The organism is Ectothiorhodospira variabilis (assembly GCF_022227625.1).
Lineage (GTDB): Bacteria > Pseudomonadota > Gammaproteobacteria > Ectothiorhodospirales > Ectothiorhodospiraceae > Ectothiorhodospira > Ectothiorhodospira haloalkaliphila.
In genome coordinates, this window is the sequence record NZ_JAJNAO010000008.1 from 89966 (window position 1) to 116531 (window position 26566).

21 protein-coding genes are annotated in these 26566 nt (G+C 63.4%); 10 read left to right on the forward strand and 11 right to left on the reverse strand.

All coding sequences use genetic code 11. The features are described 5' to 3' along the window. Positions 1 to 73 precede the first annotated feature (73 nt). The 3 genes from LPW30_RS09870 to LPW30_RS09880 all read left to right on the forward strand — a co-directional run bounded on the left by LPW30_RS09870 (position 74) and on the right by LPW30_RS09880 (position 1285). Entirely contained in the window at positions 74 to 553 is a 480-nt protein-coding gene (locus tag LPW30_RS09870; protein WP_025281242.1) for a chemotaxis protein CheW, read from the forward strand. 76 nt (positions 554 to 629) lie between these two features. Continuing rightward, positions 630 to 878, forward strand: a complete 249-nt coding sequence (locus LPW30_RS09875; RefSeq protein WP_239680756.1) for a hypothetical protein — start codon at positions 630 to 632, stop codon at positions 876 to 878. Beyond that, entirely contained in the window at positions 875 to 1285 is a 411-nt protein-coding gene (locus tag LPW30_RS09880) for a DUF2802 domain-containing protein (RefSeq protein WP_025281244.1), read from the forward strand. The genes LPW30_RS09875 and LPW30_RS09880 overlap by 4 nt, the downstream gene beginning before the upstream one ends. Here the strand turns inward: LPW30_RS09880 and LPW30_RS09885 are convergent. Both LPW30_RS09885 and fliK read right to left on the reverse strand, forming a co-directional pair. Then, the gene (locus LPW30_RS09885; RefSeq protein WP_238624964.1) at positions 1270 to 1635 is read right to left on the reverse strand and encodes an EscU/YscU/HrcU family type III secretion system export apparatus switch protein; all 366 of its coding nucleotides are present in this window, start codon (positions 1633 to 1635) and stop codon (positions 1270 to 1272) included. The genes LPW30_RS09880 and LPW30_RS09885 overlap by 16 nt on opposite strands. Next, positions 1632 to 2852 carry a flagellar hook-length control protein FliK gene (gene fliK, locus LPW30_RS09890; protein WP_239680757.1) on the reverse strand — a complete coding sequence of 407 codons (1221 nt, stop codon included), beginning with the start codon at positions 2850 to 2852 and terminating at the stop codon, positions 1632 to 1634. The genes LPW30_RS09885 and fliK overlap by 4 nt, the downstream gene beginning before the upstream one ends. Before the next feature lie 201 nt (positions 2853 to 3053). Here fliK and LPW30_RS09895 point away from each other — a divergent pair, with 201 nt between their 5' ends. Next, complete coding sequence (locus LPW30_RS09895) at positions 3054 to 3587, forward strand: low molecular weight protein-tyrosine-phosphatase (RefSeq protein WP_051582645.1); 534 nt, start codon at positions 3054 to 3056, stop codon at positions 3585 to 3587. A gap of 58 nt (positions 3588 to 3645) precedes the next feature. Here the strand turns inward: LPW30_RS09895 and LPW30_RS09900 are convergent, their stop codons facing one another. Further along, positions 3646 to 6642, reverse strand: coding sequence for an Rne/Rng family ribonuclease (locus LPW30_RS09900; RefSeq protein WP_239680758.1), 2997 nt, complete (start codon positions 6640 to 6642; stop codon positions 3646 to 3648). Between the two features lie 419 nt (positions 6643 to 7061). Between LPW30_RS09900 and LPW30_RS09905 the strand changes: the two genes are divergently transcribed. From LPW30_RS09905 to LPW30_RS09915, 3 genes are read left to right on the forward strand one after another with little or no spacing between them, the layout of a single operon-like run. Continuing rightward, positions 7062 to 8024, forward strand: coding sequence for an RluA family pseudouridine synthase (locus tag LPW30_RS09905; protein WP_026623763.1), 963 nt, complete (start codon positions 7062 to 7064; stop codon positions 8022 to 8024). Positions 8025 to 8057: 33 nt separating this feature from the next. Next, positions 8058 to 8750, forward strand: coding sequence for an HAD-IA family hydrolase (locus LPW30_RS09910; RefSeq protein WP_239680759.1), 693 nt, complete (start codon positions 8058 to 8060; stop codon positions 8748 to 8750). After that, the gene (locus tag LPW30_RS09915; RefSeq protein ID WP_025281250.1) at positions 8747 to 9721 is read left to right on the forward strand and encodes a S49 family peptidase; all 975 of its coding nucleotides are present in this window, start codon (positions 8747 to 8749) and stop codon (positions 9719 to 9721) included. Before LPW30_RS09910 ends, LPW30_RS09915 begins: the two co-directional genes overlap by 4 nt. Before the next feature lie 72 nt (positions 9722 to 9793). Here LPW30_RS09915 and LPW30_RS09920 read toward each other — a convergent pair whose 3' ends face one another. Then, a complete protein-coding gene (locus tag LPW30_RS09920) occupies positions 9794 to 10387 on the reverse strand; it encodes a DUF502 domain-containing protein (RefSeq protein WP_025281251.1) in 594 nt (197 codons plus the stop codon). 217 nt (positions 10388 to 10604) lie between these two features. On the opposite strand from LPW30_RS09920, the gene LPW30_RS09925 reads away from it, so the two are divergent. Together LPW30_RS09925 and ftsH are read left to right on the forward strand one after the other, a co-directional pair. Then, entirely contained in the window at positions 10605 to 14390 is a 3786-nt protein-coding gene (locus tag LPW30_RS09925) for a magnesium chelatase subunit H (protein WP_025281252.1), read from the forward strand. Positions 14391 to 14411: 21 nt separating this feature from the next. Beyond that, positions 14412 to 16376, forward strand: a complete 1965-nt coding sequence (ftsH, locus tag LPW30_RS09930; RefSeq protein WP_420796953.1) for an ATP-dependent zinc metalloprotease FtsH — start codon at positions 14412 to 14414, stop codon at positions 16374 to 16376. Here ftsH and nspC read toward each other — a convergent pair. The 3 genes from nspC to LPW30_RS09945 all read right to left on the reverse strand — a co-directional run bounded on the left by nspC (position 16373) and on the right by LPW30_RS09945 (position 19526). After that, positions 16373 to 17521, reverse strand: a complete 1149-nt coding sequence (gene nspC / locus LPW30_RS09935; RefSeq protein ID WP_025281254.1) for a carboxynorspermidine decarboxylase — start codon at positions 17519 to 17521, stop codon at positions 16373 to 16375. The genes ftsH and nspC overlap by 4 nt on opposite strands. A gap of 16 nt (positions 17522 to 17537) precedes the next feature. After that, positions 17538 to 18737 (reverse strand): saccharopine dehydrogenase family protein, encoded by a 1200-nt coding sequence (locus LPW30_RS09940; RefSeq protein WP_238624972.1) that lies wholly within the window; start codon positions 18735 to 18737, stop codon positions 17538 to 17540. A gap of 93 nt (positions 18738 to 18830) precedes the next feature. Further along, a complete protein-coding gene (locus LPW30_RS09945; RefSeq protein WP_025281256.1) occupies positions 18831 to 19526 on the reverse strand; it encodes a hypothetical protein in 696 nt (231 codons plus the stop codon). Between the two features lie 209 nt (positions 19527 to 19735). Here LPW30_RS09945 and LPW30_RS09950 point away from each other — a divergent pair, with 209 nt between their 5' ends. After that, positions 19736 to 20572: an HDOD domain-containing protein gene (locus tag LPW30_RS09950; protein ID WP_025281257.1), complete on the forward strand. Its 837-nt coding sequence runs from the start codon at positions 19736 to 19738 to the stop codon at positions 20570 to 20572. Between the two features lie 12 nt (positions 20573 to 20584). Here LPW30_RS09950 and LPW30_RS09955 read toward each other — a convergent pair whose 3' ends face one another. The 4 genes from LPW30_RS09955 to LPW30_RS09970 all read right to left on the reverse strand — a co-directional run bounded on the left by LPW30_RS09955 (position 20585) and on the right by LPW30_RS09970 (position 26479). Continuing rightward, positions 20585 to 21532, reverse strand: a complete 948-nt coding sequence (locus LPW30_RS09955; protein WP_025281258.1) for a 1-phosphofructokinase family hexose kinase — start codon at positions 21530 to 21532, stop codon at positions 20585 to 20587. A 60-nt stretch (positions 21533 to 21592) separates the two neighbouring features. Next, positions 21593 to 23167, reverse strand: a complete 1575-nt coding sequence (locus LPW30_RS09960; protein WP_239680761.1) for an alpha/beta hydrolase — start codon at positions 23165 to 23167, stop codon at positions 21593 to 21595. Positions 23168 to 23171: 4 nt separating this feature from the next. Then, entirely contained in the window at positions 23172 to 24656 is a 1485-nt protein-coding gene (gene putP / locus LPW30_RS09965; protein WP_084306957.1) for a sodium/proline symporter PutP, read from the reverse strand. A gap of 209 nt (positions 24657 to 24865) precedes the next feature. Next, on the reverse strand, positions 24866 to 26479 hold the full coding sequence (locus LPW30_RS09970; protein WP_239680779.1) for a penicillin-binding protein activator: 1614 nt from the start codon (positions 26477 to 26479) through the stop codon (positions 24866 to 24868). Positions 26480 to 26566: the final 87 nt, after the last annotated feature.

Sequence of the window (26566 nt, forward strand, 5' to 3'; positions counted from 1 at the left end):
CCGCTTTGATGGGCTCCAACCCGGAGTCGGTGGCTGCAGGTAACGTAAAAACCGACCGAGGTTCCACTCTCTCATGGCCAAAGAATCCCAATCTGCCTCCGCGACCCATGCCACTCAGTACGTCACGTTCCGGCTGGCGGAGGAAACCTATGCCATCAACGTCATGCAGGTGCAGGAGGTGCTGCGGGTTGCCGAGATTGCCCCGGTGCCTGGGGCACCGCACTATGTGCTGGGAATCATCAATCTGCGCGGCAATGTGGTCACAGTGATCGATGCCCGGCGGCGCATGGGGTTGATGGACAAGGAATCGGATGATTCTTCCAGGGTGGTGATCATCGAGGTGACCGGGCAAGTGATCGGCATCCTGGTGGACAGTGTGGCGGAGGTGATTGAGTTGGCTGAAAAGGATGTGGACCCGGCCCCCAACGTGGGCAACGATGAGAGTTCAAAATACATCCAGGGTGTGGCAAGCCGCGAGGGTGAATTGACTATTGTGGTGGATCTGAACAAACTGCTCACCGACGACGAGTGGGCAGAGGTGGCCAGTCTTTAACCGGGTACCTGCCAGCATGTGAATCTGAAGGTCACAATGGCCCTGTTGGGCCGTTTCTTCAAAGGGGAAGGTCATCATGGCGGCTGAAACTCCGATTTCCCCGATCCACCCCACCATTCCGGGTCGCCCCGTCCCGGAGGAGGGCGATGACTACCGGCGTAACCCCAGACGCCGGCCCGAGAGGAAGGAGCCTGGAAACGACGCGGATGATGCCAAGGAGAAGCACCACGACAAGGATAAGGGCATCAAGGACAAGGACAAGGCTCGGGGCACGCCCCGACCGCCCAAGGATCAGGATCCCGATCACATCGACGAGTACGCATGACCCTGACAATTGCCATTGGCGGCGCGCTATTACTGTTATTCGCCCTGGCCCTCTCTGCGGCCAGCATGTGGGTGTGCGCCCGACAGTCCCGTAGCATGAAGGAAATGGAATTCCGGCTGCAGAGCCAGGAACGCGCTTTGGGTGCCCTGCGCGGTGCCCTGAGCGCACTGCATGTGGAGGATCAGCATGCCGAGGAATATCGTACGCGGATCGAGCGTCAGATCGCGCGGCTGGCTGAACAGCAGGAAGAGCTGTTGCTGAGGGTGCCGGATGAGGGTGCCTATCAGCATGCCCTGAGGCTGGTGCGACAGGGGGCCGGGCGCGAAGCGCTGGTGGATCAGTGTGGTCTGTCGTTGGGCGAGGCTGAACTCTTGCTGGCCATGCACCGGGATCAGTCGCCTTCCTGAGATTGTCGGTCCCGTATCGGCGTGACGTCCACAACACCCTCCTCCTTGTCCGACGCCTGCCCGGGCCGAGCGTCGCCGGGACGGCGGCCGCTGAGCATGTAGACGAAGGCCAGCACCTCCGCCACCGCCACGTAAAGGTTTTCCGGGATCTCATCCCCCAAAGGGATCTGGGCCAGTGCCGAAGTCAGGGCAGCGTCTTCATGGACGGGTACCCCATGTTCCCCGGCCAGTTCCAGGATCTGCCGGGCAATATCCCCGCCCCCCTTGGCGGTCAGCCGCGGTGCTCCCTTGCCGGTGTATTTCAGGGCAATGGCCTGGCGTGAGTCGGGCCTGGAATGCTTGCCGCTCATGCGTGGCCGTCCACGATGGGGCCACGCGCCGAAGAGGCCGCAGGCGAGGGTGGGTTCTCGGGAGGTTCTCCTTCACGGCAAGTGATGTTCAGGACCTGCAGATCCCGTGACTCCAGGTTTACACGCAGTTGGGGCAGGGCCTCCTGGATGGTCGCCCGGGATGTGTCGGAATCCGTCCAGAACTGGGTGCTGACGTGGTTCCCGCGCACCACGACGCGGATGGTGAGCGGGCCGAGTTCAGGGAGATGCAGGGCCAGGTCGGCACGCCAGGAACGCTCGTTGTCCTTGTGGTTCTGCCGAGCGTCACGATCCAGCCGCAGGTGTACCAGATCCGTGTTCTGACCATTGCGCAAGGCCAGTTCCATCAGCCATCGGGGAGTGGCCTCGTCCGGGCTGTCGGCACTGGATAACTGATGCATGACCATGCGGGCCAGCGAGCGCTCCACCTGCTGGCGCAGCGTATCCAGCAGTGGTTCACGCGTCAGGTTGGCCAGTTGTGCCGGCGCGGCGCGAGCCTGGGCCACGGGGGCGCTGTCCCTCAGTGGGGGAGGCGTGCTTCCCAAGGCGGTTCGTCCTTCCGAGCGCGGCGCAGGAGTGGAACGTATTTGCTCTGCAAGGGATAGCAAGCGGGCCTTGAGATCCTGATGGATGATGCCCCGGGGGTCCGCGCGCGTGGCGGCAGCACCGGCCAGGCGTGCCTCGAGGAACAGGCCCGAGTCACGCATGACCTGCCTGAGGCCTTCGCCGGTCATGGCGCTTTCCCGGTTGGGGATGGCCTGCCAAAGGGCCTCCAGCGCCTGTCTTACCGCCGCTGGGAGCTGTTGGGCGGCTGGGCTGCCTGTCTGGTTGAGTTGTTGCAGCGAGGCCATGAGCGGGGCCTGGCTGCCCTGTTGGGGGGCCCACTGGCGGAGCAGGGGAGGAAGCGTGCTGTTCATGCCCGGGTTCGCCCCCCGGGGGGCTTCACGCATCAGGGTGAGCTCCAGCCGGGGCTTGACGCTGGCCACCTGCAGACGCAGGCTATCGCCGGTCTGCACATGGACGGGCAGGCGCGCCTCAACCGTCTGCCCGCCCAGCCTCAGTTGCACCGGTTGACCCGCCGTGGCGGCCTGCCCTATCACACGGGCCTGAAGCACCTGTCCTGCCTGTAGGGGGCGCTGGCTCACGGCGCCGGAGTCGGCAAGCTGCACTCTTGTCAGGTTGGTGGGGATATCGATCATTGAATCGGATGGATCTGGTCTGGTATAGAATCCCGGGATGGGAACGTGGTCAATGAAAGGCAGGTGATATGTCCCCGGTGGTGGGGACTTGGTCTCATGTCCGGGGCGATGAAGTCAACACCCCGTGGCCGGAGATGGCTTGACACAGGATGGTTTCATCCCGGCATTCACTGAAGATTAATCGGCAAAGAAGATCGACCTATGAGATGGTTTCAACGCGTATTGCAGTCAGAATCCGAACAGGGTGGCAGCAGCTCCAGGGTGGGTGTGCTGTTCGTGTGCCTGGGCAATATCTGCCGCTCACCGACGGCTCAGGGGGTGTTCGAGCATCTGTTGGCAGAACAGGGATTGACGGATCGGATTCACGTGGACTCGGCCGGCACCCATGCCTATCACGTGGGGAAACCACCGGATGATCGGGCGCGCAAGGCGGCCATGAACCGTGGGATTGATCTGAGTGGACAACGGGCCCGACGGTTGGAACCGGGAGATCTGCAGCGTTTTCACTACGTGCTGGCCATGGACCGTGAGAATCTCGCCAACATTCGTGCCCTGATGAAATCGACCCCGATGGGCCAATTGGGACTGATGATGGAACACGCGCGGGCCTGGTCGGAGAAGGAGGTGCCCGATCCCTACTATGGGGGCACCAACGGCTTTGAACGCGTGCTGGATATGGTGGAGGATGCGTCGCGGGGTCTGCTTGAACAGATACGCCGCGAGCATGGTTTCTGAGGTCGGGGATCTGTCGGTGCAGGTGGGATGGGCCGTCAAGACCCATCCCCGCACGGTCTTACTGACCTGACTTCTGTGAGTCCGGCGCGCCCTCGGTGGAGGGCTGATCGGACTGTTCCCGTGATTCATCCGGGCTGGAGGTGGCCTGCTTGGCCACGGCCTGGAGCTTTTCCATCTCCTCCCGCGACACCCGGCGCTCACCGCCGCCAGAACCCTGGCTTTCCTCATTGCGGTCGCTGCGTCCCGAACTTTTCCGGCCACCGCGGGTACGCCTGGACGGCCCGCTCTTTTCCTGCCCCTCAGGGCTGGCGGTTTCCGGCTTTTCTTCAGAGTCACCCCCGCTGGACGTCGAGGGGGAGGTGTCGGCGGTATCGGCCTTGCGCCTGGAGCTCGTGTCTTCATCCCGCTTTTGCAATGAGCGGGAGTGGGGTACGGACTCCTCATGGGTCAGCTTCGCCACCTCCTGTGTATCCTCGGCGCCCGTTTTGGCCTTGGCAGGGGCAGGGGCCTGTTGAGCCTGGTCATTCACTGGGGCCTCGTCTGGCGTCTTTGCCTGGGCCTTGTTTGCAGCTGGCTTGTCCTGTGGCTCTTCGGTGCGCTCGCGCTTGTCGGAGCCCCTTTTCCTGGGGGGCCGTTCCACGCCGGATGACGCTTCGTCGGATTCGCCTTCAGCTTGCGAGTTGCGATCGTTATCGTCCTGACGGCCCTCGGTGTTACCGGCGCTGCTCCGACGACGGCGACGCCCTCCGCGACGACCCCGGCTACGACCACTACCACTGCGGCCGCCCCCGCTGGACCCTTCCTGCTCCTGCGGCTGATCGTTGCCTTGCGGCTGAGTGGCCTCGCCTGTTGATGCCTCAGCCTGTGCCTCGTCCACCTCGTTGCTGCGAGTCTCGGGTTGCACCTTGGGGGTGTCGGCTTCTTTATCGCGACTCCGGGTGTCTTCCTTCTGGCCTTCCTGACCGCCCTTGGTGGCGCTCGCCTGAGAGCTCTTGCCGGTTTCCGCGGGCTTGGGCTGAGTTGTTTCCTCTGCAACATTGGGCTGAGTGTTGCGGCTCTGGTTCTTGTCCTCGCTCGGGTTCTCGTTGCCGTCGCGTCCACCTCGGCGCGTGCGACCACCGCCGCGGCGTGTGCGATTACCGCGGTTACCGTTGCCGCCTTCCTTGTCCTTATCCGCTTGCGAACGCTCGCGGCGCTGTGGGCCGCCGGGGGCCACGTTGCGGGTGCGCGCGGGCCGCTGAGCGCCCCCACTGCGGGTACCTTGCCCGGATGACGCAGTACGCTGGGAAGGGCGGGAGGTGCCGCTGTCGCCATCGACGCTGCGGGACTCGGGTCTTTGCCCGCCATTGGAGAAGAGGCTGGTCCAGATGCGGTTGAAAAGGCCAGGGAGGGACACGGGAGAGACGGGTTTTTTCTGCTCGGGTGCCGCCTCGGCCTGTGCCGGCGCTGCGGTCGGAGCTGGTGTGGAGGGCGAGATCGTCTGTACCAGGGCCTTTTCCAGACGCGCCGCCCGTGGCTGGTTGACCAGTTCCGGCTCCTCCTCCGTGAGAAGTTGATAACTGCTCTTGTCGCCGATCTCGTCGGCGGATTCGTCGTCACGCATGCGGCGTACGGTGAAATGGGGCGTAAGGAGGTTGGGGCTGGGAACGAGGGTGATGTCCACGTGATAGCGGGATTCGATGGTGGAGATCACCTGGCGCTTTTCATTGAGCAGGAACGTGGCTACATCCACGGGCAGGTGCGCAAGTACCCGGCTGGTCTTTTCCTTCATGGCCTCTTCCTCCACCAGTCGCAGCACCGAGAGGGAGAGGGATTCCACGCTGCGGATATGGCCGTGGCCGTTGCAGCGGGGGCAGACGTTCTGACTGGACTCGCCCAGGGAGGGGCGCAGGCGCTGGCGGGACATCTCCAGCAGGCCGAAGCGGGAAATCCGCCCCACCTGCACACGAGCGCGATCCATTTCCAGGGCTGAACGCAGCCGGTTTTCCACTTCCCGCTGGTTCTTGTTGGGGGCCATGTCGATGAAGTCGATGACGATCAGGCCGCCCAGATCCCGCAGGCGCAGTTGCCGAGCGATCTCCTCGGCGGCCTCCAGGTTGGTGTTCAGGGCGGTTTCTTCGATGTCGCTACCCTTGGTGGCCCGGGCGGAGTTCACGTCGATGGAGATCAATGCTTCCGTGTGATCGATGACGATTGCACCGCCGGAGGGCAGGGTGACATCGCGCTGGAAGGCCGCTTCGATCTGGCTCTCGATCTGATAGCGGTTGAACAGCGGGACATGGTCCTCGTAGAGCTTGAGCTTGCGCAGGTTATTGGGCATCACCTGCTGCATGAAGTCCTGGGCCTGGGTGTACACCTTGGGATCGTCGATGACGATCTCGGCGATGTCGTTGCGCATGTGATCCCGCAGGGTGCGGATGATGACATTGCTCTCCTGGTAGATCAGGAAGGGGCCCTTGTTGCTCTGGGCGGCCTCATCGATGGAGGTCCAGAGGGTCTTGAGGTATTCCAGGTCCCACTGGAGTTCCTCGACGCTGCGACCCACCCCGGCCGTGCGGGCAATGAGGCCCATGCCCTGGGGGACCTCCAGTTGCGCCAGGGATTCTCGGATCTCGCTGCGCTCCTCGCCTTCAATTCGGCGGGAGACGCCCCCGGCGCGGGGGTTGTTGGGCATCAGGACCAGGTAGCGTCCGGCCAGACTGACGAAGGTGGTCAGGGCCGCACCCTTGGTGCCGCGCTCCTCCTTCTCCACCTGAACGATGAGCTCCATGCCCTCCTTGAGGCCGGTCTTGGGCGAGGCATCGCCATCTTCACCTTGAGGGAGGTAGCTGCGGGCAATCTCCTTGAAGGGCAGGAACCCATGGCGATCGGCGCCGTAATTGATGAAGGCGGCCTCAAGACTGGGTTCAACCCGGGTGATGACCCCCTTGTAGACGTTGGCCTTTTTCTGTTCCCGGGAAGGGAGTTCGATGTCCAGATCGAAGAGTTTCTGGCCGTCCACCATGGCCACACGCAGCTCTTCGGGCTGCGTGGCATTGACAAGAATTCGTTTCATGAAGTGTGTCTCGAGTGCGTGGCCCAGCTACGCCCGGGCGGTGACCCGGCGTCGGCGGTGCCGCATGGGGTGGTCGCACGGCGCTGAACAGCAGCGCCCACGCGCACAACCATGGGAACACAACGCCCGCGCGGGAATCGCGCCGGGGCGTGGGGGCAAAGTTGTCCAAAAATCCGCTCAGAATCATCAAATTGAGTTGGCGTTTCGTGAGCGATTGTCCGTTGAGGGGAAACGTGACTTGCCGTTGGCAGGCGTCTCCCGGTGGTGTTCTGTTGAGTCGCGGGGTGGGGCGATTCGGGTGGGCAGCAGGCACTGCCGGGCCGATCCCGTATCATGCCGAGTCAACCCAGCGCGACACGGTATAGTACCAATGTTGCAAAAGAGCATCAAACCTTTGAATGACCTGTTATTATCCGCGCATGCCAGAAACACCTCAAAGCCCCGCCTCGCGGGTTGCCCATGTCCAGGTTACCCGGGACGAGGACGGCCAGCGCGTGGACAACTTTCTCATGCGTCGATTGAAGGGCGTGCCCCGCAGCCGCATCTATCGTTTGCTGCGCAAGGGGGAGGTGCGGGTCAACAAGGGTCGCTGCAAACCGGATCAACGCCTCTGTGTGGGCGATGTGGTGCGCATCCCGCCGGTGACTCGCGGTGAGAAAAAACTGGAGGAACTGCCACTGCCCGAAGGCCTGGCGCGAACCCTCGCCGACGCCGTGTTGCTGGAAGACGATGACCTGCTCATTCTGAACAAGCCAGCGGGCCTGCCGGTGCATGGAGGCAGTGGCGTGCCGGTGGGCGTCATCGAGGGCTTGCGGCGGCTCAGGCCCGAATCGGGTTTCCTGGAACTGGCCCATCGCCTGGATCGGGAGACCAGCGGTTGCCTGGTGCTGGCACGCAATCGTCCAGCCCTGCTGGCCTTTCATGAACTGTTGCGCGATGGCAGGGTCGATAAGGTCTACTGCGCCCTGGTGGCGGGTCGCTGGCAGGGCGGACCCCGCCGCGTTGCCCAGAGCCTGTCGCGCACGGATCGTCGTGGCGAGGTGCGCCTGGTGCAGGTGGATGAGGAGGGGCAGGATGCGGATAGCTTCTTCACGCCGCGTCAGGTGTTTGCCGAGGCCACGCTCATGGATGTGCAGATCGGCACGGGCCGCACCCACCAGATCCGGGTCCATGCTGCTCACGAAGGGCATCCCGTGGCGGGTGATCGGCATTACGGTGATTTCGAATTCAATCGGCGGATGAAGCGTCTGGGCCTCAAGAGACAGTTTCTTCATGCCGCCTCCTTGCAGTTCATGCTGCCTACCCAGGGTCGTGCATACAACGTGTTGGCGCCGCTGGATCCCGCCCTGGAGAGGGTTCTGGAGAGGCTGGAACCCCGCTGATTTTGGCTTTATCGACGACAAACCGACATCATCATGGCCAATCCCTATCAATTGCTCATCTTCGACTGGGATGGAACCCTCATGGATTCCATCGGGCGCATCATCGCCTGCCTTCAAGGTTCCATCTCTGCCCTGAAACTGGAGACGCGGCCACCGGATGAATTGCGTCATGTCATTGGCCTGGGCATGCGCGAGGCCATCGTCGACCTGTACCCACAGGCGGATGATGCGCTGATCCGGGACTTCACGGCCGCTTATCGGGAGCGCTTTCTCCACACGGACAATACTCCCGCGCCACTCTTCCCTGGCGTGACCGACCTGCTGGACGACCTGGCGGAGCAGGGTTACTGGCTGGCCATCGCGACCGGCAAGTCCCGGGTGGGGCTTGACCGGGTGTTGAAGGATACCCGTCTGGAAAAACGGTTTCTGGCCACCCGCTGCGCCGACGAGAGCTTCTCCAAACCCCATCCCCAGATGCTGGAATCCCTCATGGATGAACTGGGCGTGGCGCCCTCCGATGCCTTGATGATCGGCGACAGCAATCTGGATCTGCTCATGGCGGTCAATGCACGCACGCACGGACTGGGGGTGACCTCGGGCGTGCATGATGCCCGGGAACTGTGGCTGCATCAGCCCAGGGCCGTGCTGAACGGGGTGGGCCAGTTGCCGGCGTGGTTGCGGGAGGGCCGGGCGCTAGATCAACCACTGAGCAAGGAACCCATATGAGTGAAGAAAACGAAACCGCCAGCCAGCGCAAAACGGATCCGGCTCCCGAAAACTGGGAGCGGGAGGCCCTGCGGGAGATTGCCCTGGCAGGCATCAAGGAGCGACGTGCCACCCGGCGCTGGGGCATCTTTTTCAAGACCCTGGGCTTTCTCTACCTTTTCTTTCTGCTGTTCATGTTCATGGACGGCATGTCCGCGCGGGATGCCGAGCGCAAGGCCAGTCACACGGCCCTGGTGGACGTGCAGGGGATCATCAGCGAGGGCAGCGCCGCCAGTGCCGACCTGGTGGTGAGTTCCCTCAAGGCGGCCTTCGAGAACAGTCGTACCCAGGCGGTGATCATCCGCATCAACAGCCCCGGGGGCAGTCCGGTGCAGGCTGGCTACATCAATGACGCCATCGGTCATCTTCGGGAGGAACACCCGGACATCCCTGTCTATGCCGTCATTGCCGACGTGGGAGCCTCGGGTGGCTACTACATTGCCGCCGCCGCTGATTACATCTATGCCGACAAGGCCAGTATCGTGGGTTCCATCGGTGTTCGCCTGGACAGTTTCGGCTTTGATGAGGCCATCGAACGTCTGGGCATCGAGCGACGTCTGCTCACCGCTGGTGGCAACAAGGGCCTGATGGATCCCTTCCTGCCGGTGAACGAGGAGGAGAAGGCTCACCTGCAGGCCATGCTGGACGGCATTCATGCCCAGTTCGTGGAAACGGTCAAGGCCGGCCGTGGGGATCGCCTGGGCAATGATCCCGATCTCTTCACCGGTCTGGTCTGGACCGGGGAACAGAGCCTGGAAATGGGTCTGGTGGATGGCCTGGGCAGTGCCGGCTACGTGGCCCGCGAGGTGATTGGCGAGCCCAATATCGTCGATTTCACCCGTAAGCAGGATCTGTTCTCGCGCCTGGCTGAAGGGTTCGGGGTATCCCTGCTGCGCGTGATGGAACAATGGGGGCAGGGCAACCTGCGATAGCCTGGTGGTCGCGATGCTCGCGGGCGGACCGAGGGTCCGCCCGCATGGCCTTGCAGACGGCCGGGCTGCCGGTCACTCGTCGCGCCGCGCCGACACGCCCGCCGTCAGGGTGTAACGCATGGCGTCCTCCAGGGACAGATCCAGCGGCTCCACCCGATCGCGGGGCAGCATCAGCGTGTAGCCGCCAATCTGATAGCTCATGGGCAGATACACCGCGATGGTGCCCTGCTTGCCCAGGGTGTCCGGCAGGCCCTCGAAGTCACTGCGGGTGACGAACCCCACCAGACGGGCGTCCATGCCGGGCAGGGTGACCATCACGGCTTCACCGAAGCGTTCGTGAATGTCACCGGAAAAGAGCCGGGTGACGTCGCGCACCACGCCGTGGATGGTCTTCACCACGGGGATGCGCTCCATCCACCCCTCCACCCAGCGAAAGATCCCCTGAACCAGGTACACCCGGAGCAGCACGCCCAGGGCGAAGATCAGGGCGATGCCCGTGAGCAGGCCCATGCCGGGGAAGTAGAGCACATCCGGCAAAATGGCCTTGAGTAGGGTGCCGAGCCCCTGCTCCAGGGTGTTGCTCAGCCAGAGCACCAGGGCGAGGGTGACGACGATGGGCAGGATGGCGGCGAGGCCGGCGAGAAATGTACGGGTCAATCCTTTCAAGACTTACCTCCAGGCCGCGACACACTATAATGTGCGGCTACGGCGGTTGGGATTTTTGGGGAGTGTCCGGGTATCAAGCACGATCAGTGCCCGGATGTGCGTGCTGAATGTCCACCTTGGTTGACACCCGCAGCGGGTCGATCTAATTTGACACGCATCCCAAGGGTGAATCCAGATCCGCGCCCGAAAAAACTCAAGTCGACAGGCACCTGAATCTATGGCATCCAAGCCCTCGTCAGCAGCCGATCAAACCCCTGTACGGGTAGTGATCGTGACCATGGACACCCATCTGGCCAGCGCCGCCGACCGTGCTCGCGCCGAGCTCAGGCACGAGTTGCCAGGGTTGAAGTTCTCGCTTCATGCTGCCTCCGAGTGGGCCGCGGATGAAGAGGCCCTGGAGCAGTGCAAGGCCGATGTGGCCAAGGCCGACATCATCATCACCACCATGCTGTTCCTGGAGGACCAGTTTCAGCAGATCCTGCCGGACCTGCAGGCGCGTCGTGACGACTGCGATGCCATGGTGTGTGCCATGTCTGCCGGCGATGTGACCAAGCTGACCCGCATGGGCAGCTTCGACATGTCCAAGCCCAGCAGTGGCCCCATGTCCTTGCTCAAGCGACTGCGGGGCAAGAAGGAAGGGGATTCCAAGGCCAGCGCTGGCGCCCAGCAGATGAAGATGCTGCGCCGTATTCCTCAGCTGCTACGGTTCATCCCGGGCACGGCCCAGGACGTGCGCGCTTACTTCATCACCCTGCAGTACTGGCTGGGTGGCTCGGAAGAGAACATGGCCAACATGATCCGCTTCCTCGTGGATCGCTATGCCGATGGGCCGCGTCGCAGCCTGCGGGGCAAGCTCACCATCGCGTCCCCGGCGGAATACCCCGAGGTGGGTGTATACCACCCGGACATGAAAAAGCGCCTCTCGGATCGCCTCCAGGATTTGCCGGGCCGGTTGTCCGAGCGCGGCCCCAAGGGGCGTGTGGGCGTGCTGCTGCTGCGTTCCTACGTACTGGCCGGCAACTCCGGGCATTACGACCCGGTGATCCGTGGGTTGGAAGAGGCTGGCTTGCAGGTGGTGCCGGCGTTCGCCTCGGGCCTGGATTCGCGCCCTGCCATCGAGCAGTTCTTCATGGAAGACGGTCGACCCACGGTGGATGCCGTGGTCTCCCTGACCGGATTCTCGCTGGTGGGTGGCCCGGCCTACAACGATGCCAATGCCGCGCAGGAAATCCTCTCCAAGCTGGATGTGCCCTATATCGCCGCCCATCCGGTGGAATTCCAGACCCTGGATCAATGGGGCAACTCCGAACGTGGCCTGCTGCCCGTGGAGAGCACCATCATGGTGGCCATTCCGGAGCTGGACGGCTGCATCGCCCCCATGGTGTACGGCGGACGCCCAGGCCCGGAAGGTGCCATCTGCGCCGGTTGCGAACGCCATTGCAAGTTCACCGATTCCGAGAATACCCAGGACATGTTCACCTGTCCGGAGCGCACCGGCATGCTGGTCTCCCGCGTGCGGCGCCTGGTGGAACTGCGGCGCGCCGAGCGGGCCGAGCGCAAGGTGGCCATTGTCCTGTTCAACTATCCGCCCAACGCCGGTAATACCGGCACCGCCGCCTACCTGGGCGTGTTCGAGTCCCTGCTCAATACCCTGAAGAAGATGAAGGAAGAGGGGTATCAGGTGGAGGTGCCCGACAGCGTGGATGAACTGCGCGACAGCATCATCCATGGCAACAAGGATCAGTATGGTGCCGATGCCAACGTGCACACCATGATCCCCGCCGAGGATCACGTGCGCCGCGAGCGCTGGCTCAAGCAGATCGAGGGGCAGTGGGGGCCGGCACCGGGCAAGGTGCTGACCAATGGCAGCTCGATCTTCGTGTTGGGCAAACAGTTCGGCAATGTGCTGGTGATGGTGCAGCCCTCCTTTGGCTACGAAGGTGATCCCATGCGCCTGCTGTTTGAGCGCGGTTTTGCGCCCACTCATGCCTTCTCGGCCTTCTACCGTTACCTGCGCGAGGACTTCAAGGCCCATGCCGTGCTGCATTTCGGCACCCACGGGGCCCTGGAGTTCATGCCCGGCAAGCAGGTGGGCATGTCCGGGGCCTGCTGGCCTGATCGCCTCATTGGCGATATCCCGAACATGTACCTGTATGCCTCCAACAACCCCTCGGAGGGTGCCATCGCCAAGCGTCGCTCCGGCGCCACCCTGATCAGCTACCTGACGCCGCCCGTGTCCCATGCGGGCCTGTATCGTGGATTGCTGGACCTGAAGAGTTCCATTGATCGCTGGCGCGGTCTCGAGCCTTCTCAGGAGCATGAGCGTGGAGAACTGGCCGAACTGATCCAGTCCCAGGCCGCCGAGCTGGAACTGGCCAAACCCGAGCCCCTCTGGGATGTGCCCGGCGGGGAGGCCGAGGAACGGGTGCGCAAGCTGGGCGAGGAGATCCTGGAACTGGAATACACCCTGATCCCCTACGGGCTGCACGTGGTGGGCACCCCCCTGGGCGAGGACGAGCGTATCGACATGCTCATGGCCATGGCCGAAGCCTCCCAGGATACCCGCCTGGAGCGCTCCGTGGTGGAGACCCTGGTCAAGACCGGCTCGGTGGATGATGCCCTCCAGGAGGCCGGATTCCAGAATGACAACGAGCGCCGGGAGCAGTTCGAGCAGTTGGCCCGTTCCAATGAGCTCATGTCCCGGGATACGGAGCTGGAGGGTATCCTAAAGGCACTGGACGGTCGCTTCATCAAGCCTGCCCCTGGGGGGGACGTGATGCGTCAGCCCGACGTGCTGCCCACCGGTCGTAACCTCCACGGCTTCGATCCCTTCCGCATCCCCAGTGCCTTTGCGCTGAAGGATGGGGCCATGCAGGCCGAACGCTTGCTGGCCCGCCATGTGGAGGAAGGCAACGGCCTGCCCGAATCCGTGGCCATGGTGCTGTGGGGCAGTGACAACCTCAAGACCGAGGGCAGCCAGATCGGCCAGGTCCTGGGTCTGCTGGGCGCCAAACCCCGCTTCGATAACTACGGTCGTCTGGCCGGCGCCACCCTGATCCCGCTGGAGGAACTGGGTCGGCCCCGGGTGGATGTGCTGATCACGTTGTCCGGCATCTTCCGTGACCTGCTTCCCCTGCAGATCAAACTGCTGGCCGAGGCCACCTTCCTGGCCGCGTCGGCGGAGGAGCCGCCGGAACAGAACTTCGTGCGTGCCCACACCCTGGAATACATGAAGGAGCACGGCTGCGATCTGGAGACGGCCGCCCTGCGCGTGTATGGCAACGCCGATGGGGCCTACGGCTCCAACGTCAACAATCTGGTGGAAAATGGCCGCTGGGACGACGAGGACGAACTGGCCAACACCTATACCCAGCGCAAGGGCTTCGCCTATGGTCGCAGTGGTCGGCCCATGAAGCAGGACACCCTGCTCAAGAGCATGCTCAAGGATGTACAGCTCACCTACCAGAACCTGGACTCGGTGGAACTGGGCGTGACCACCATCGACAACTACTTCGACACCCTGGGTGGCATCAGCCGTGCCGTGCGCCAGGCTCGCGGTGGCCAGGATGCCCCTGTGTATATCGGCGATCAGACCAAGGGCGAGGGCACGGTGCGCACCCTGTCCGAGCAGGTCTCCCTGGAGACCCGCACCCGGATGCTCAATCCCAAGTGGTACGAGGGGGCCCTCAAGCACGGGTACGAGGGAGTGCGCCAGATCGAGGTGCATATCACCAACACCATGGGCTGGTCAGCCACCACCGGTCAGGTGCAGCCCTGGGTGTACCAGAAGCTGTCCGAGACCTTTGTGCTGGATCCGGAAATGCGCGAACGACTGGCCCAGCTCAACCCCACGGCCTCCGCGAAGATGGCCAACCGTCTCCTGGAGGCCTCGGACCGCAACTACTGGCAGCCGGATGACGAGACCCTGGAGGCCCTGCGCCGCGCCGGCGAGGAGTTGGAAGATCGCCTCGAGGGGATCGAGCAGGAGTCCCCCGCCGCCTGAAAGTGACCGGAGGGTAGGTTTATCGCAAGATCAGATCGCAAGGATCGAAAACCCGGAACGCCATCGCAATCGGAATCCGGTGACCCGCCAGTTCCCCGTTCCCCCTTGTGGGGCGGGGGGGCGCCATCCAACGGCTCCGGATGGGGACAGTGGCAGGGCTTTGTCGCCCTGTCGCTGGCCATCGTGCTGTTTTTCCATTTCACCGATGGGCTTCGGGAATTGGATCATAAGGAACTGTCCTATACCGAGTTCCGTGAGGCGGTTCGCGACGGGCACGTGAGCGAGGTGATCCTGCGCGGCCAGAACATACAGGGTCACTTCAGTGAGGCCGGTCGCCAGTACCGGGAGTTGTCCGACCCGGCCACCTTCGAGACCCTTCGCCCCGAACTGGAAGACCAGCGGCTGCTGGGTCTTCTGGACGATCACGATGTCGATATCACGGCTCAACCGGTCGAGCCTGCCTGGTGGCAACGTGTGCTGCTGGGCGCCCTCCCGTGGATCCTGTTGCTGGGCCTGTTGTTCTGGGCCTCGCAGCGGTTCCAGCAGCGCATGATGGCTGGCGGTGGCGCTGGGGGACCCATGGGGATCGGGAAGTCCGCGGCACGCAGGATTCACAGCGAGGAAAGTGATGTCCGCCTGGATGATGTGGCCGGATCGGACAATGCCAAGAAGGACATCATGGAAGTGGTGGACTTTCTCAAGGATCCCGCGCGTTTTCGCAAACTGGGGGCCACCATGCCCCGGGGCATCCTCATGATGGGGCCGCCTGGCACCGGCAAGACCCTCATGGCCAAGGCCGTGGCGGGCGAGGCCGGTGTGCCCTTCTTCACCCTGAGCGGTTCCGAATTCATCGAGATGTTCGTGGGCGTGGGTGCCTCCCGGGTGCGGGATCTGTTCAAGCAGGCCAAGGAACAGGCCCCTGCCGTCATCTTCATCGATGAACTGGATTCCATCGGGCGCTCCCGTGGGGCGGGCATGGGGGGCGGCCACGACGAGCGCGAGCAGACCCTGAACCAGATTCTCTCGGAAATGGACGGATTCGAGGGGCATGAATCAGTGGTGGTGCTGGCGGCCACCAACCGGCCCGATGTGCTGGACGCGGCGTTGATGAGACCGGGGCGCTTCGATCGCAAGATCACGCTGGAACGTCCGCACAAGCAGGCGCGGCGGGAGATTCTGGACGTGCATGTGCGCAAGGTGCCCTTGGCGGACGATGTGGACCTGGATCGCCTGGCGGCGGGTACCACCGGGTTTTCCGGGGCCGATCTTTCCAATCTGGTGAACGAGGCGGCCCTGCTGGGGGGCCGGCGGGAACTGGATCGGGTGGACTGGGGCTGTTTTTCCGACGCCCGTGATCGCATCCTGCTGGGCGAGGCCCGGGAAAGCCTGTTGTCGGACCGGGAGCGCAAGGTGGTGGCTTACCATGAATCCGGTCATGCGCTGCTGGCGTGGCTGTTGCCCGAAGCCGATTCCCTGGAGAAGGTGACCGTGATTCCCCGGGGGCAGGCCCTGGGGGTGACGGCGCAGGTCCCGGATGAGGAGCGCTACAACTTCAACGAGGGTTATCTGCGCGACCGCATGGCCGTCATGTTCGGTGGTCGCCTGGCCGAATCCATCGTCTTCGAACAGGTGAGCAGTGGCGCGGAGAATGACCTGAGGCAGGCCACCCAACTGGCGCGGCGCATGGTGGCGCATTGGGGCATGAATGAGCGCATTGGGCCGGCTGCGTTCCCCCAGGGTCAGGAACATGTCTTCCTGGGCAAGGAACTGGGCCAGGGACGGGAGCACAGCGAGGCCACGGCGGCCCTGATCGACGAGGAAGTCCAGAAGCTGGTTCGCGAGGTGGAGTCCCGCGCGCGCCGCATTCTGGAAGAAAATCGCCAGATGCTGGAGCATCTGGCGCAGGCGCTACTGGACCGGGAAACCCTGGAAGTGAACGAGATCAGGGAGGTGCTGGGTGAGGCCGGCCAGGGCAGCAGCGCCTAACTCAGGCGCTCCTTGTAGGCCTCGTATCCAAAGGTCCTGACCACCCGGACTTCCCGGGTCTCGGCGTCCACCCGGCAGATGGCCGGCAAACGCATGCCGTTGAAGGTGTTCGTCTTCACCATGGAGTAGTGAGCCATGTCGGTGAAGACCAGGCGATCGCCAATGTTCAAGGGCTGATCAAACGAATACGCCCCGATCATGTCCCCCGCCAGGCAGGTGAGGCCTCCCAGGCGGTAGGTGTGGGCCTTTTCCTCGGGCATGCCGGCGCCGATGATCTCGGGTCGGTAGGGCATTTCCAGTACGTCCGGCATGTGGGCCGTGGCCGAGGTGTCCAGAATGGCGATGGGGCCTTCATTGTCGATGATGTCCAGTACGGTGCTGACCAGGTAGCCTGTGTTCAGGGCAATGGCCTCGCCAGGCTCCAGGTACACAGGAATGCGGTTGTGACGCTCCCGAAAACCGCGTACCAGTTTGATCAGGCGCTCGATATCGTAATCGGGCCGGGTGATATGGTGTCCCCCGCCGAAGTTCACCCACTTGAGACCGGGCAGATATTGCCCGAAGCGGGCCTCGAAGGCCCCCAGGGTGCGCTCCAGCGCATCGCTGTTCTGTTCGCACAGGGTGTGAAAATGAAGCCCATCCAGGCCGGTGAGATCCACCCCTTCCAGATCCCGGACTCGGGTACCCAGGCGTGATCCCGGTGTGCATGGATCATACAACGCCACCGTACCTTCGGAATGCTCGGGATTGACCCGTAGACCGCAGGAGATGGCACGGGGGTGGGCCGCAACACGCTCGCGGTGGTGCAGCCATTGCCCGGGGGAGTTGAAGCTGATGTGGTCGGCGTACTGCAGCACCACCTCCATTTCCGCATCGGAGAAGGCCGGCGAGAAGCAGTGCACCTCACCGCCAAAGGTTTCCGCACCCAGCCTTGCCTCGTCCTGACCGCTGGCGGTGGTGCCCACCAGGTACTGGCTGACCAGCGGGAAGGTATCCCACATGGCAAAGCCCTTGAGGGCCAGCAGAATGCGGGCCCCGCTGTCCTGCTGGACCTGACGCAGCAGCTCCAGGTTGCGGGTCAGCAGGGCGTCGTCCACCACGAAGGCCGGTGAGGGGCAGGCCTGGATATCGAATGGGTTGTTCATGGCCGGACCGTGTGGCTCAACCCAGGGGGTCCGTGTCGGGGTCCAGTTCCTTCATCTGCCAGGGCAGGCCCATGTCGCCGATGCGCTCCATGAAGGGATCGGGATCCATCTGCTCCACGTTGAACACCCCGGCACCTTTCCAGATCCCCTGCAGCATGAGCATGGCCCCGGTGACGGCGGGCACGCCCGTGGTGTAGGACACCGCCTGGGACTGGACCTCCCGATAACAGGCCTCGTGATCACAGATGTTGTAGATGTGCACCTTGCGGCGCTTGCCATCCTTGATGCCGTCCAGGATGACGCCGATGTTGGTCTTGCCCTTGGTGCGTGGCCCCAGGGAGGCCGGATCGGGCAGCACGGACTTGAGGAACTGCAGCGGGATCACTTCCTTGCCCTCGTACATCACCGGCTCGATGCCCGTCATGCCCACGTTCTCCAGCACCTTCAGGTGAGTGAGATACTGCTGGGAGAAGGTCATCCAGAAGCGGATGCGTTTGAGGCCGCGAATGTTTTGCACCAGGGATTCCAGTTCCTCGTGGTACAGCAGATAGATGTCCTTGGGACCGATCTCATCAAAATCAAACTCCCGCTTTTCCGACAGGGGCGGGGTTTCCTTCCACTCACCGTTCTCCCAGTAACGTCCGTTGGCGGTGACCTCCCGGATGTTGATTTCCGGGTTGAAGTTGGTGGCAAAGGGGTAACCATGGTCGCCGCCGTTGGCGTCCAGGATGTCGATCTGGTGGATCTCGTCGAAGAGATTCTTCTGCCCCCAGGCGCAGTAGATGTTGGTCATGCCCGGATCGAAACCGCAGCCCAGGGTGGCCATGAGGCCGGCCTTTTCATAGCGGTCCTGGAAGGCCCACTGTTCCTTGTATTCGAACCTGGCCTCGTCCGGATGCTCGTAATTGGCCGTATCCAGGTAGGGCACGCCGGTCTTCAGGCAGGCCTCCATGATGGTGAGGTCCTGATAGGGCAGGGCCACGTGGATCAGCAGATCCGGCTTGAAGGATTCGATCAGGCGCACCAGGGCATCCACATCGTCCGCGTCCACCTGTGCGGTCTGGATGGGGCGTTCCAGTTTGGCGGCGATATCCCGGCACTTGGCTTCATTGCGGCTGGCCAGGCAGATCTCCGAGAAGACTTCGGGATGCTGGGCGCACTTGTGGGTGACGACACTGCCGACGCCGCCGGCGCCGATGATCAGGACTTTGCTCATAGGTCTCGATTCAGGAATCTGGATGGGTGAAAGAAGGAAGCGGACAGGGCGCTTGGGGACGCGTGCGATGATGCCCCCTTGTGACCGCCGGGTTCAAGCCCTCTCGACGGCGAAACTGACCGCGTAGCGCCGGCTTTTGCCAAATACCAGCGCCAGTCGGCCCTGTCCTTGGGTGTCCAGGCCCAGTTCCGATGCCCGGCAAAGGCCGCCGGATCGATGCAGGCGGCGCAGGGAGGTCTCGATGCTGCCCTTGTGACGGCGGATGTAAAGATCCAGATCCGGGCGCACGCTGGCCTGGATGTCGTGCTCCTGACCCAGCACTTCCATGTGGGTCTGTGCGGGCCCCAGGTCCTGGCCAGGCAGCTTGAAGAGACGTTCCAGGATGCGATGCATGCCGTCCACCGGTTCCTCGCCCAGATAGAGGTTCCACAGGAAACGGCCGATGCCGTACTCGTCACTCCACCATTGGGTCTCCGGGTTGAGTACATGCACGCCGACCGGGACCAGCCGGTAAGACCCCAGGCCCGGGTCATCGGTCAGGATCTCGAAGCTCACCTGCCTGCATCCCAGGTGTCGCTTATCTCCCTTGACCATCAGGGCTGCGTTGCGGGGAGTGAGCAGTTTCAGGGCCATGCGGTCCCGGGGCTGCAAGGGCCTTCCCCGTTGCTGGGCGACGGTCTGGATCACGTCCAGGGCACAGGAAGTGATCAGGCCCTGCTCACGAACCAGGCGGCCCTGGGAGTGCTCTTGGCCTCGCTCCCGTCGGGATTGTTCATGAGATGTGTTCATGACTTATGACAATGCACTTTTCATGCCGCGTTGCTGGGGGCCGTATTCCGTAAGGTTTCGTCATTTTTTTGACGGACGAGCGAGTGCTGAGGCAGACAAACCGCTATCCTTGTTGCGCTGCAAGGGCCCGGCGCCGACAATGGTCGTCTTTTGAAGCGCGTTAAGCTTAGGCTTCGTTAACGCTTGCCGAGCCAAAGGATGCACGATTAATGGCTGACCTGGTCATGTCCCAAGAGGAAGAGCGGATTATGGGGCAACTCATGATTCCGTCCCAGCCCACCGTGCTGCGCGCCATTGCAGCCGAGGTGGAAAAGGAGGAGGGCGATCTGGCACAGGTGGCCAGGCTTGTGTCGGAGGATGTCAGTGTCTCCGGCGGTATCCTGCTGGTGGTGAACTCCCCATTGTTTCGCCGTCGCCGCGAGATCAGTTCCATTCGTGAGGCGGTCATGTTGTTGGGGCTTCAGCGGGTGTATTCGGTGGCACGTACCGTGGCCCTGCGCAATGCCCTGTCTCACCTGCCGCGCATGCACGAATTCTGGAAGTCCAGCGTCACCCTGGCCGAAGCCTGTGGTGCGGCGGCACGTCGGGTGAAGCGTCCGGATCTGTTGGACGATGCCTATCTTGTGGGGCTGTTCCATCTGGTGGGCGTGCCCGCACTGCGCAGTGTGTTTGGTGAGGCCTACGAAACCGTTGAGCGTCAGGCGGATTTGAAGGGGTGGCCCTCCGCCATCCACGAGGAACAGCGACGCTATGGTGTCAGTCATGACCGCCTGGGGGCGCTGATCACTCAGCGCTGGCGCGCGCCGACGAGCGTCATCCAGGCAACGGCCCACCAGTATCAGGTGCAGCGTCTGGACATGCTGGTGACGCTGCACCCGGACGCCCGGGATCTGCTGGTCATGCTCAAGCTGGCGCTTCGGGCCACCACCGCTGTTGACCCGGCACGCATGACCTATGCGGACTGGGAGGCCACACAGGACTTCCTGGCTGACTATCTGGCCCTGGATGTCCAGTCATTGGATGCCCTGGTGGACGAACTGACCTAGGGCCCGGGTCGTTCAGGTGGCTGTGGATGCCTGGCCGCTGAGCAATAACCTCCAGAAGTGTTCGATATCGGATTTGTGGCACAACTCCGTGCCGGATGTCAGCACGGTCGCGGTGCCTGCGGCCACACCCAGAGCGAAGGCACGCTGGACATCCTCCCCCCGGGAGAGGCCAAAGGTCATGCCTGCCACGAAGCTATCACCGGCGCCCACGGCAGAGCGCGCGGTCACTTCCGGGGTGGCGAGGCGGTGGATGCCATCACGGGTGGCGAGCACGGCTCCGTCATGCCCGAGGGTGATGGCCAGCAGTTCCACGCCCCCGGCAGCCACACATTCCCGAGCGGCTTCCTCCAGGTCTTTGGGGTCTTCCAGGTCTTTGCCCATCAGGCCTGCAAATTCGCCCCGGCTGGGTTTGGCCATGTACACACCTTCCTCCAGGGCCGCTGCCAGAGCCGGCCCCGAGGTGTCCAGCACCAGTCTGCCACCGCGCCGTTTGACCGAGGCTGCAAGTCGGGCGTAGACATCCTCAGGTACGCCCCGGGGCAGACTGCCACTGGCCACGACATAGTCAAAATCCAGCATTTCGATAAAGTCCAGCGCACCCTGCCACTCATTGCGCCGGATCTGCGGGCCCTCGGGCGTGAAGCGGAATTCCTGCCCCGAGCTTTCCTCGAACACCACATGACTCATCCGTGTGGATTCCATGATATGTACCCGATGGGACATCACCCCTGCCTGGGTGATGAGTTCATCCAGAACGTCCCCCGGGCGGCCACCCGCCAGATAAACGGCAAAACTGCCGGCCTCCAGCTCGTTGAGCACCCGCGCCACGTTGATGCCACCGCCGCCCGGATCATAGCGCTCGTTCGTGGTGCGCACCTTGTGGATGGCCTTCACCCTGTTGGCCGAACAAGAGGAATCCACGGCCGGGTTCAGGGTCAGTGTGACGATTCGCTTATGCATCGAGGAACTCCCTGTGTGGCTGGCATTGAATGTGATGGTACAGGGGACGGGCCGTCAGGGTCAGTCCCCCACCAGCGGAAAGGTGACGCTCATGCCCCAGGCCAGGGAGAAGGCCACGGCGATCGCCCCCACCAGGGGATGCCCGGTTCCCGTGAAGATCCAGCGGGCAAGCAGGCCGTAAACCAACAGGAATGCGGCGATGGCCGGGAAGATGATGATCAGGAAGAACAGTTCATCCAGACGCAGGGCCACTGCACCCACCAGCGACAGCAGGAATAGCAGTTTGGTGAAGATATGGGAGCCGGTGGTACCGGTCTCTCCCCGGGTGAGCCATTCGTCGGCACTGAAGAACAGCAGTGTGCCCAGGAAGATCACCGGCAGCCACACCAGGCGTTCCGGGATGGGCAGATAGCCCGTGACAAAGGCATGGATGGGCAGCCCCACGGCCAGGGTGCCATAGGTCGTGGCCAGCACCGTCGCCGCGATCAGCGCGCCCCATGCCGTGCGGCCCGGGAAGGGCCCGAAGACATTGCCGTGGTGGCGCTGCATCAGCCAGAGCCCCGCCCAGGTCAGCAGCCCATAGACCGCAAAATGCATGGTCAGATAGTCGGACAGCAGCAGTGGCAGCAGGCCCAGCGGTACCTGCCAGAGCAGCAACGGCGTCAGAACGGCTGGAATCACCGCCACTGGCCAGAGTCGCCGCCATGGCATATCCGAGCCCCGGGCGGGGTGGGCCACCCGGGGCAGGGTGCGCATCAGGGGCCAGGCCAGGGCGATGATGCTCATGAACAGCAGGCCCAGCCAGGGACCTCTGGCATCCACAAAGGGCGCGTCCAGATCGGCCGGCGTGACCCCCTCCATCCAGGCCAGTGCCTCCAGCAGCGCCTGCCGGGCCTGGATGATGCCCATGTGCTCGGCCCCTTCGATCACGGCCAGTCGGCGGGCATCGCCCTTGGCAAAGTCACCATAGGTCATGCCGGGTTGCACCCGGGCGGGGTCGTGAAGCTCGAAAGCCGGCATTGCCGTGTTCCGCAGGGGTTCGGGCTCCAGTTCCCCGAAGATGAACAGCAGGTTATCCAGCCCCTCCATGGAGGTGTCTTCGGCAATGAAGGGGGATATCAGCACCATGGAGCGCACTTGCCCTGGGTGCTGCTGGCCATGCTGGAGCATGATGTCGCCAGCCATGGAATGTCCCATCAGGGTGACGCTGCCATCGCCGGCTGGATGGCTGCGGGCGTGGTCCACCACGCGCTCCAGCGCACCGCCCAGCAAGTGGCGGCGCCGTTCCATAGCCATCAGGTCCGGCACGAAGGGTTCGGCATTGGCCCCGTGGCCAGGGAAATCCAGTGTGATGGCCAGATAACCCTGGCGAGCAAGGGTGATGGCCAAGGGCTGCATCATCTGCCGGGAGCCGGCAAAACCATGGGCAATGACCGCTACCGGACCGGGCTCGGTGGCGGCGGGACTGACCACGGTGATGGGCACGCCGTCCACCCGATCATGGGTGATCTGCAGGCCCTCGGGCCCCGACATCAACTGCCACAGGGCCACCAGGATGCCCATGGCTGCCACCAGGGCGGTCAACCCCCGGGCCATTCCGGAGAACCGGGCTCTCGCACTGTTCGCTTCGGCCATTGGATCAGCGCCGCCGCATCTCGTCCCGCACCTGATCGAACTCCCTGAGCATGTCCTCCGTGGGCCCCTTGCCCACACGGCTGAACAGGATGATGGCCAGGGTGGCCAGGATGAAGCCTGGCAGGATTTCGTACATGTCGAAGAGGCCGCCTTCGAAGCGATCCCAGATCAGTACCGTGAGCGCGCCGGTAACGATTCCCGCCAGGGCGCCGTTACGGTTCATGCCGCGCCAGAACACGGAGAGAATGATCACCGGGCCAAAGGCGGCACCGAAGCCGGCCCAGGCATAGGCCACCAGATCGAGCACCGCTGCCTCCGGGTTCAGCGCCAGCAGGGTGGCCAGCACGCCGATGCCCAGCACCGTGCCGCGGCCGATCCACACCAGTTCGCTGTCGCTGGCCTGGGGGCGGAAAAAGCGCTTGTAGAAGTCTTCCGACAGGGCCGAGGAGGAAACCAGCAACTGGGAGTCGATGGTGCTCATGATGGCCGCCAGGACGGCCGCGATCAGACAGCCCGCCACCCAGGGGTTGAACAGGGTCTGGATGAGCAGGATGAAGACGGTCTCGGGATTATCCAGACCTGTCTCACCGAAGTAGGCCAGACCGGCAAAGCCGGTGAAGATGGCACCGAACAGGGCCACCACCATCCAGGTCACGCCGATGAATCGGGCCAGGGGGATGTCCTTGGGGTTGCGAATGGCCATGAAGCGGGTGAGTACATGGGGCTGGCCGAAGTAGCCCAGACCCCAGGCCATCAGGGAGATGATCCCGAACAGGGTGATGTTGTGGAAGGCATCCAGGGCACCGGGCTCCAGTTCGCCCACCATCTGGGTGGTTTCGGTCCAGCCACCCAGGTTCATGACGGTGATCACCGGTACCAGGATCAGGGCCACGAACATCAGGATGCCCTGGATGAAGTCGGTCCAGCTGACCGCCAGAAATCCTCCCAGCAGGGTGTACACCAGGATCACGGCCGCGCCCACCGCCAGCGCCAGCCGGTAATCCATGTCGAAGGTGCCCTCGAAAAGGGTGCCCGCTGCCACCAGGCCCGCCGAGGTGTAAAAGGTGAAGAACACCAGGATCACCAGTGCCGAGACCACCCGCAGGGCCGAGGTGTCGTCACGGAAGCGATTCTCGAAATAGGCCGGTATGGTGATGGAGTCCCGCGCCACGGAGGTGAGCCGCCGCAATCGGTCGGCCACGAATTGCCAGTTGAGGTAGGCGCCGATGGTCAGGCCCACGGCGATCCAGATCTGGTTCATGCCTGCCGCATACACCGCTCCGGGCAGGCCCAGGAGCAGCCAGCCGCTCATGTCCGAGGCCCCGGCAGACAGTGCCGCCGTGCCAGCCCCCAGACGCCGTCCACCCAGGATGTAGTCGGAGAGGTTGGTGGTGACCCGGTAGGCCAGCATCCCCACCAGCACCATCAGGATGAGATAGGCAACCAGCGTCGCCAGCAGGGCGAAATTCACGTCCACTTCCGTATTCATCACTTGCCCCCTCGCAGACTGTGCAGAATCAGGCTCACCAGCGAAAACAGCACCAGCAGCAACATGGGTACCAGCAGCCAGAACCAGGTGGCGGTCGTGAGAGAATGATCCATGGGGGCTCCTTGTGGTTTTTCTTGTGCGTACTCAAGCGGGGTTGCGGATGAGTATAAGACACATGAGTGCCCACTCACCAAGGACGGCCGTTGGTTTCAGTGCCCATGGACGGGTATGGGGCGCCCATTGCGAAAATGGGCCCAGTGGGGTTCGCGCACCACGCGCCCCTGCGAATCCAGTCGCAGCTGGCCGGTCAGACCGGTGTGGCTCGCCTGCGGATCCTGCTGCAGCTTGGCGAGTTCAGGGATCATGGCAAAGGCATCAAATCCCATGGCCACCAGCCGTGGCCAAAGGGGATTGCCCTGTTGTAGCAGGCGGGCATGACCCTGGACACCTGACCGACCGAGCATGGCGGGCATGTCCGGGAAGGTGATGCCGTCCAGATCCGCGTCCTGGCTGGCTCGTCCCTCAAGGTCGAAAACGTGGGATGTGGCATACACAGGCGGGTGTCGGGTGCTCAGGTAACGCAACTGGGGCTGGATCATCCGTGCCTGCTCTGGACTGGCCACCAGGAACAGCATGTCCACGTTCTGAGCCAGGATCCTACCGAGCACGGCCTGAAAATCCGTGGCCTGGGGTGCATAGTGCTGGACCGAAGCCACACGCCCCCCCTGCTGCGTGAACTGTTCACTGAATGCGCTGGCCAGCCGCTCCCCCAGGGACGATCGCGGGGCAAGGATGGCGGCGCGCCGGTGACCCCGAGCGTATGCCCTGTCAGCCACCCGGGCGGCCTCCTGTTCAGGTTGCAGTGAAAACAGGATGACCTGTCGGGATGCCGCGATGTCACCTTCCGGCTGGTTCAACACCAGGGTGGGTACGGGGAGCGGTTGTCGATCGGTGAGTTGCGACACAGCCTCCTTGGTGAGCGGTCCGATCACGATGTCCGCGCCTGCTTCCACCGCTTTCTGGTATTTCTGCCAGGCAGACTCCGGACTGTCACCCATGTCGTAAACACTCAGTCTCGGGCGTTGGGATGATGTGACGGCCTCATGGGATGCCTTCACCCCACTCAGCACGGCCTGGGCCAGATTCGCGTAGCGACCCGACAGCGGCAGGATCACGGCGACATGCTCCGAGAAGGCGCCTTGGGGCAGTTCTTTAGCGCCCATGGGGCGAGTCGGTGTCCGGAAGCTCCGGTGCGGGCTGTAGGACTCGGGTTGCGCGTCATTCAGCCACTGCAGCGTCACGGGGTTTCGCGCACGCTGCTTCAGTGCCGTGACGTCGCCAGGGGGGAGTGCCCGGAGCATGTCCTGTATGGATCGACGTGCATGCACAGAATGGTCTGCGCTGAATCCAGCCGTGTACAGGGTGTGCCAGGTTTTGATGGCGTCCAGGATTCGTCCCAGAGCGGCTTCGCTCCCGGCCCGGATATCCAGTGCTTCTGCATGCAGTTCATCGGGCAAACCTTCCGTGTGCCATGGCAACCGGCGGAGCGCTTCCATGGGGTTGCCGGCATCAAGGCTGGCTCGGGCGTCGGCAAGGCTTTGCGTGATCCCGGCGCTCTCGGGCGTGGCAGCGGTCGCGAACGCCATCATGTGAGGTGGTGTGTGGCCGGTAGCGACCTGACCCGCCTGTGCTGCCATCACCATCAACATGGCCATGATCAGTATGGCCCTGCCGGGCGTAATGGTCAGGGCCTGCGCCCGTGATGAAAAGGGCCGGTGACGGGATGGCCGCGCGGGGTAGGTCAGTCGGGACAGGATGGACACCTTCAAGGGATTGGTCGCGATGCCTAAAGTCCTCGTGGTCGATGCCGATACCGACCATAAGGGCCGCTTATACAAAAGCTTGGGGCT

Coding starts and splice junctions, on each gene's coding strand:
- LPW30_RS09905 (WP_026623763.1), top strand. CDS start 7,062: ATGCCAGAAACACCTCAAAGCCCCGCCTCGCGGGTTGCCCATGTCCAG.
- LPW30_RS09910 (WP_239680759.1), top strand. CDS start 8,058: ATGGCCAATCCCTATCAATTGCTCATCTTCGACTGGGATGGAACCCTC.
- LPW30_RS09925 (WP_025281252.1), top strand. CDS start 10,605: ATGGCATCCAAGCCCTCGTCAGCAGCCGATCAAACCCCTGTACGGGTA.
- putP (WP_084306957.1), bottom strand. CDS start 24,656: ATGAATACGGAAGTGGACGTGAATTTCGCCCTGCTGGCGACGCTGGTT.
- LPW30_RS09915 (WP_025281250.1), top strand. CDS start 8,747: ATGAGTGAAGAAAACGAAACCGCCAGCCAGCGCAAAACGGATCCGGCT.
- LPW30_RS09885 (WP_238624964.1), bottom strand. CDS start 1,635: ATGAGCGGCAAGCATTCCAGGCCCGACTCACGCCAGGCCATTGCCCTG.
- LPW30_RS09900 (WP_239680758.1), bottom strand. CDS start 6,642: ATGAAACGAATTCTTGTCAATGCCACGCAGCCCGAAGAGCTGCGTGTG.
- LPW30_RS09945 (WP_025281256.1), bottom strand. CDS start 19,526: ATGAACACATCTCATGAACAATCCCGACGGGAGCGAGGCCAAGAGCAC.
- fliK (WP_239680757.1), bottom strand. CDS start 2,852: ATGATCGATATCCCCACCAACCTGACAAGAGTGCAGCTTGCCGACTCC.
- LPW30_RS09940 (WP_238624972.1), bottom strand. CDS start 18,737: ATGAGCAAAGTCCTGATCATCGGCGCCGGCGGCGTCGGCAGTGTCGTC.
- LPW30_RS09895 (WP_051582645.1), top strand. CDS start 3,054: ATGAGATGGTTTCAACGCGTATTGCAGTCAGAATCCGAACAGGGTGGC.
- LPW30_RS09955 (WP_025281258.1), bottom strand. CDS start 21,532: ATGCATAAGCGAATCGTCACACTGACCCTGAACCCGGCCGTGGATTCC.
- LPW30_RS09960 (WP_239680761.1), bottom strand. CDS start 23,167: ATGGCCGAAGCGAACAGTGCGAGAGCCCGGTTCTCCGGAATGGCCCGG.
- LPW30_RS09875 (WP_239680756.1), top strand. CDS start 630: ATGGCGGCTGAAACTCCGATTTCCCCGATCCACCCCACCATTCCGGGT.
- LPW30_RS09870 (WP_025281242.1), top strand. CDS start 74: ATGGCCAAAGAATCCCAATCTGCCTCCGCGACCCATGCCACTCAGTAC.
- LPW30_RS09880 (WP_025281244.1), top strand. CDS start 875: ATGACCCTGACAATTGCCATTGGCGGCGCGCTATTACTGTTATTCGCC.
- LPW30_RS09950 (WP_025281257.1), top strand. CDS start 19,736: ATGGCTGACCTGGTCATGTCCCAAGAGGAAGAGCGGATTATGGGGCAA.
- nspC (WP_025281254.1), bottom strand. CDS start 17,521: ATGAACAACCCATTCGATATCCAGGCCTGCCCCTCACCGGCCTTCGTG.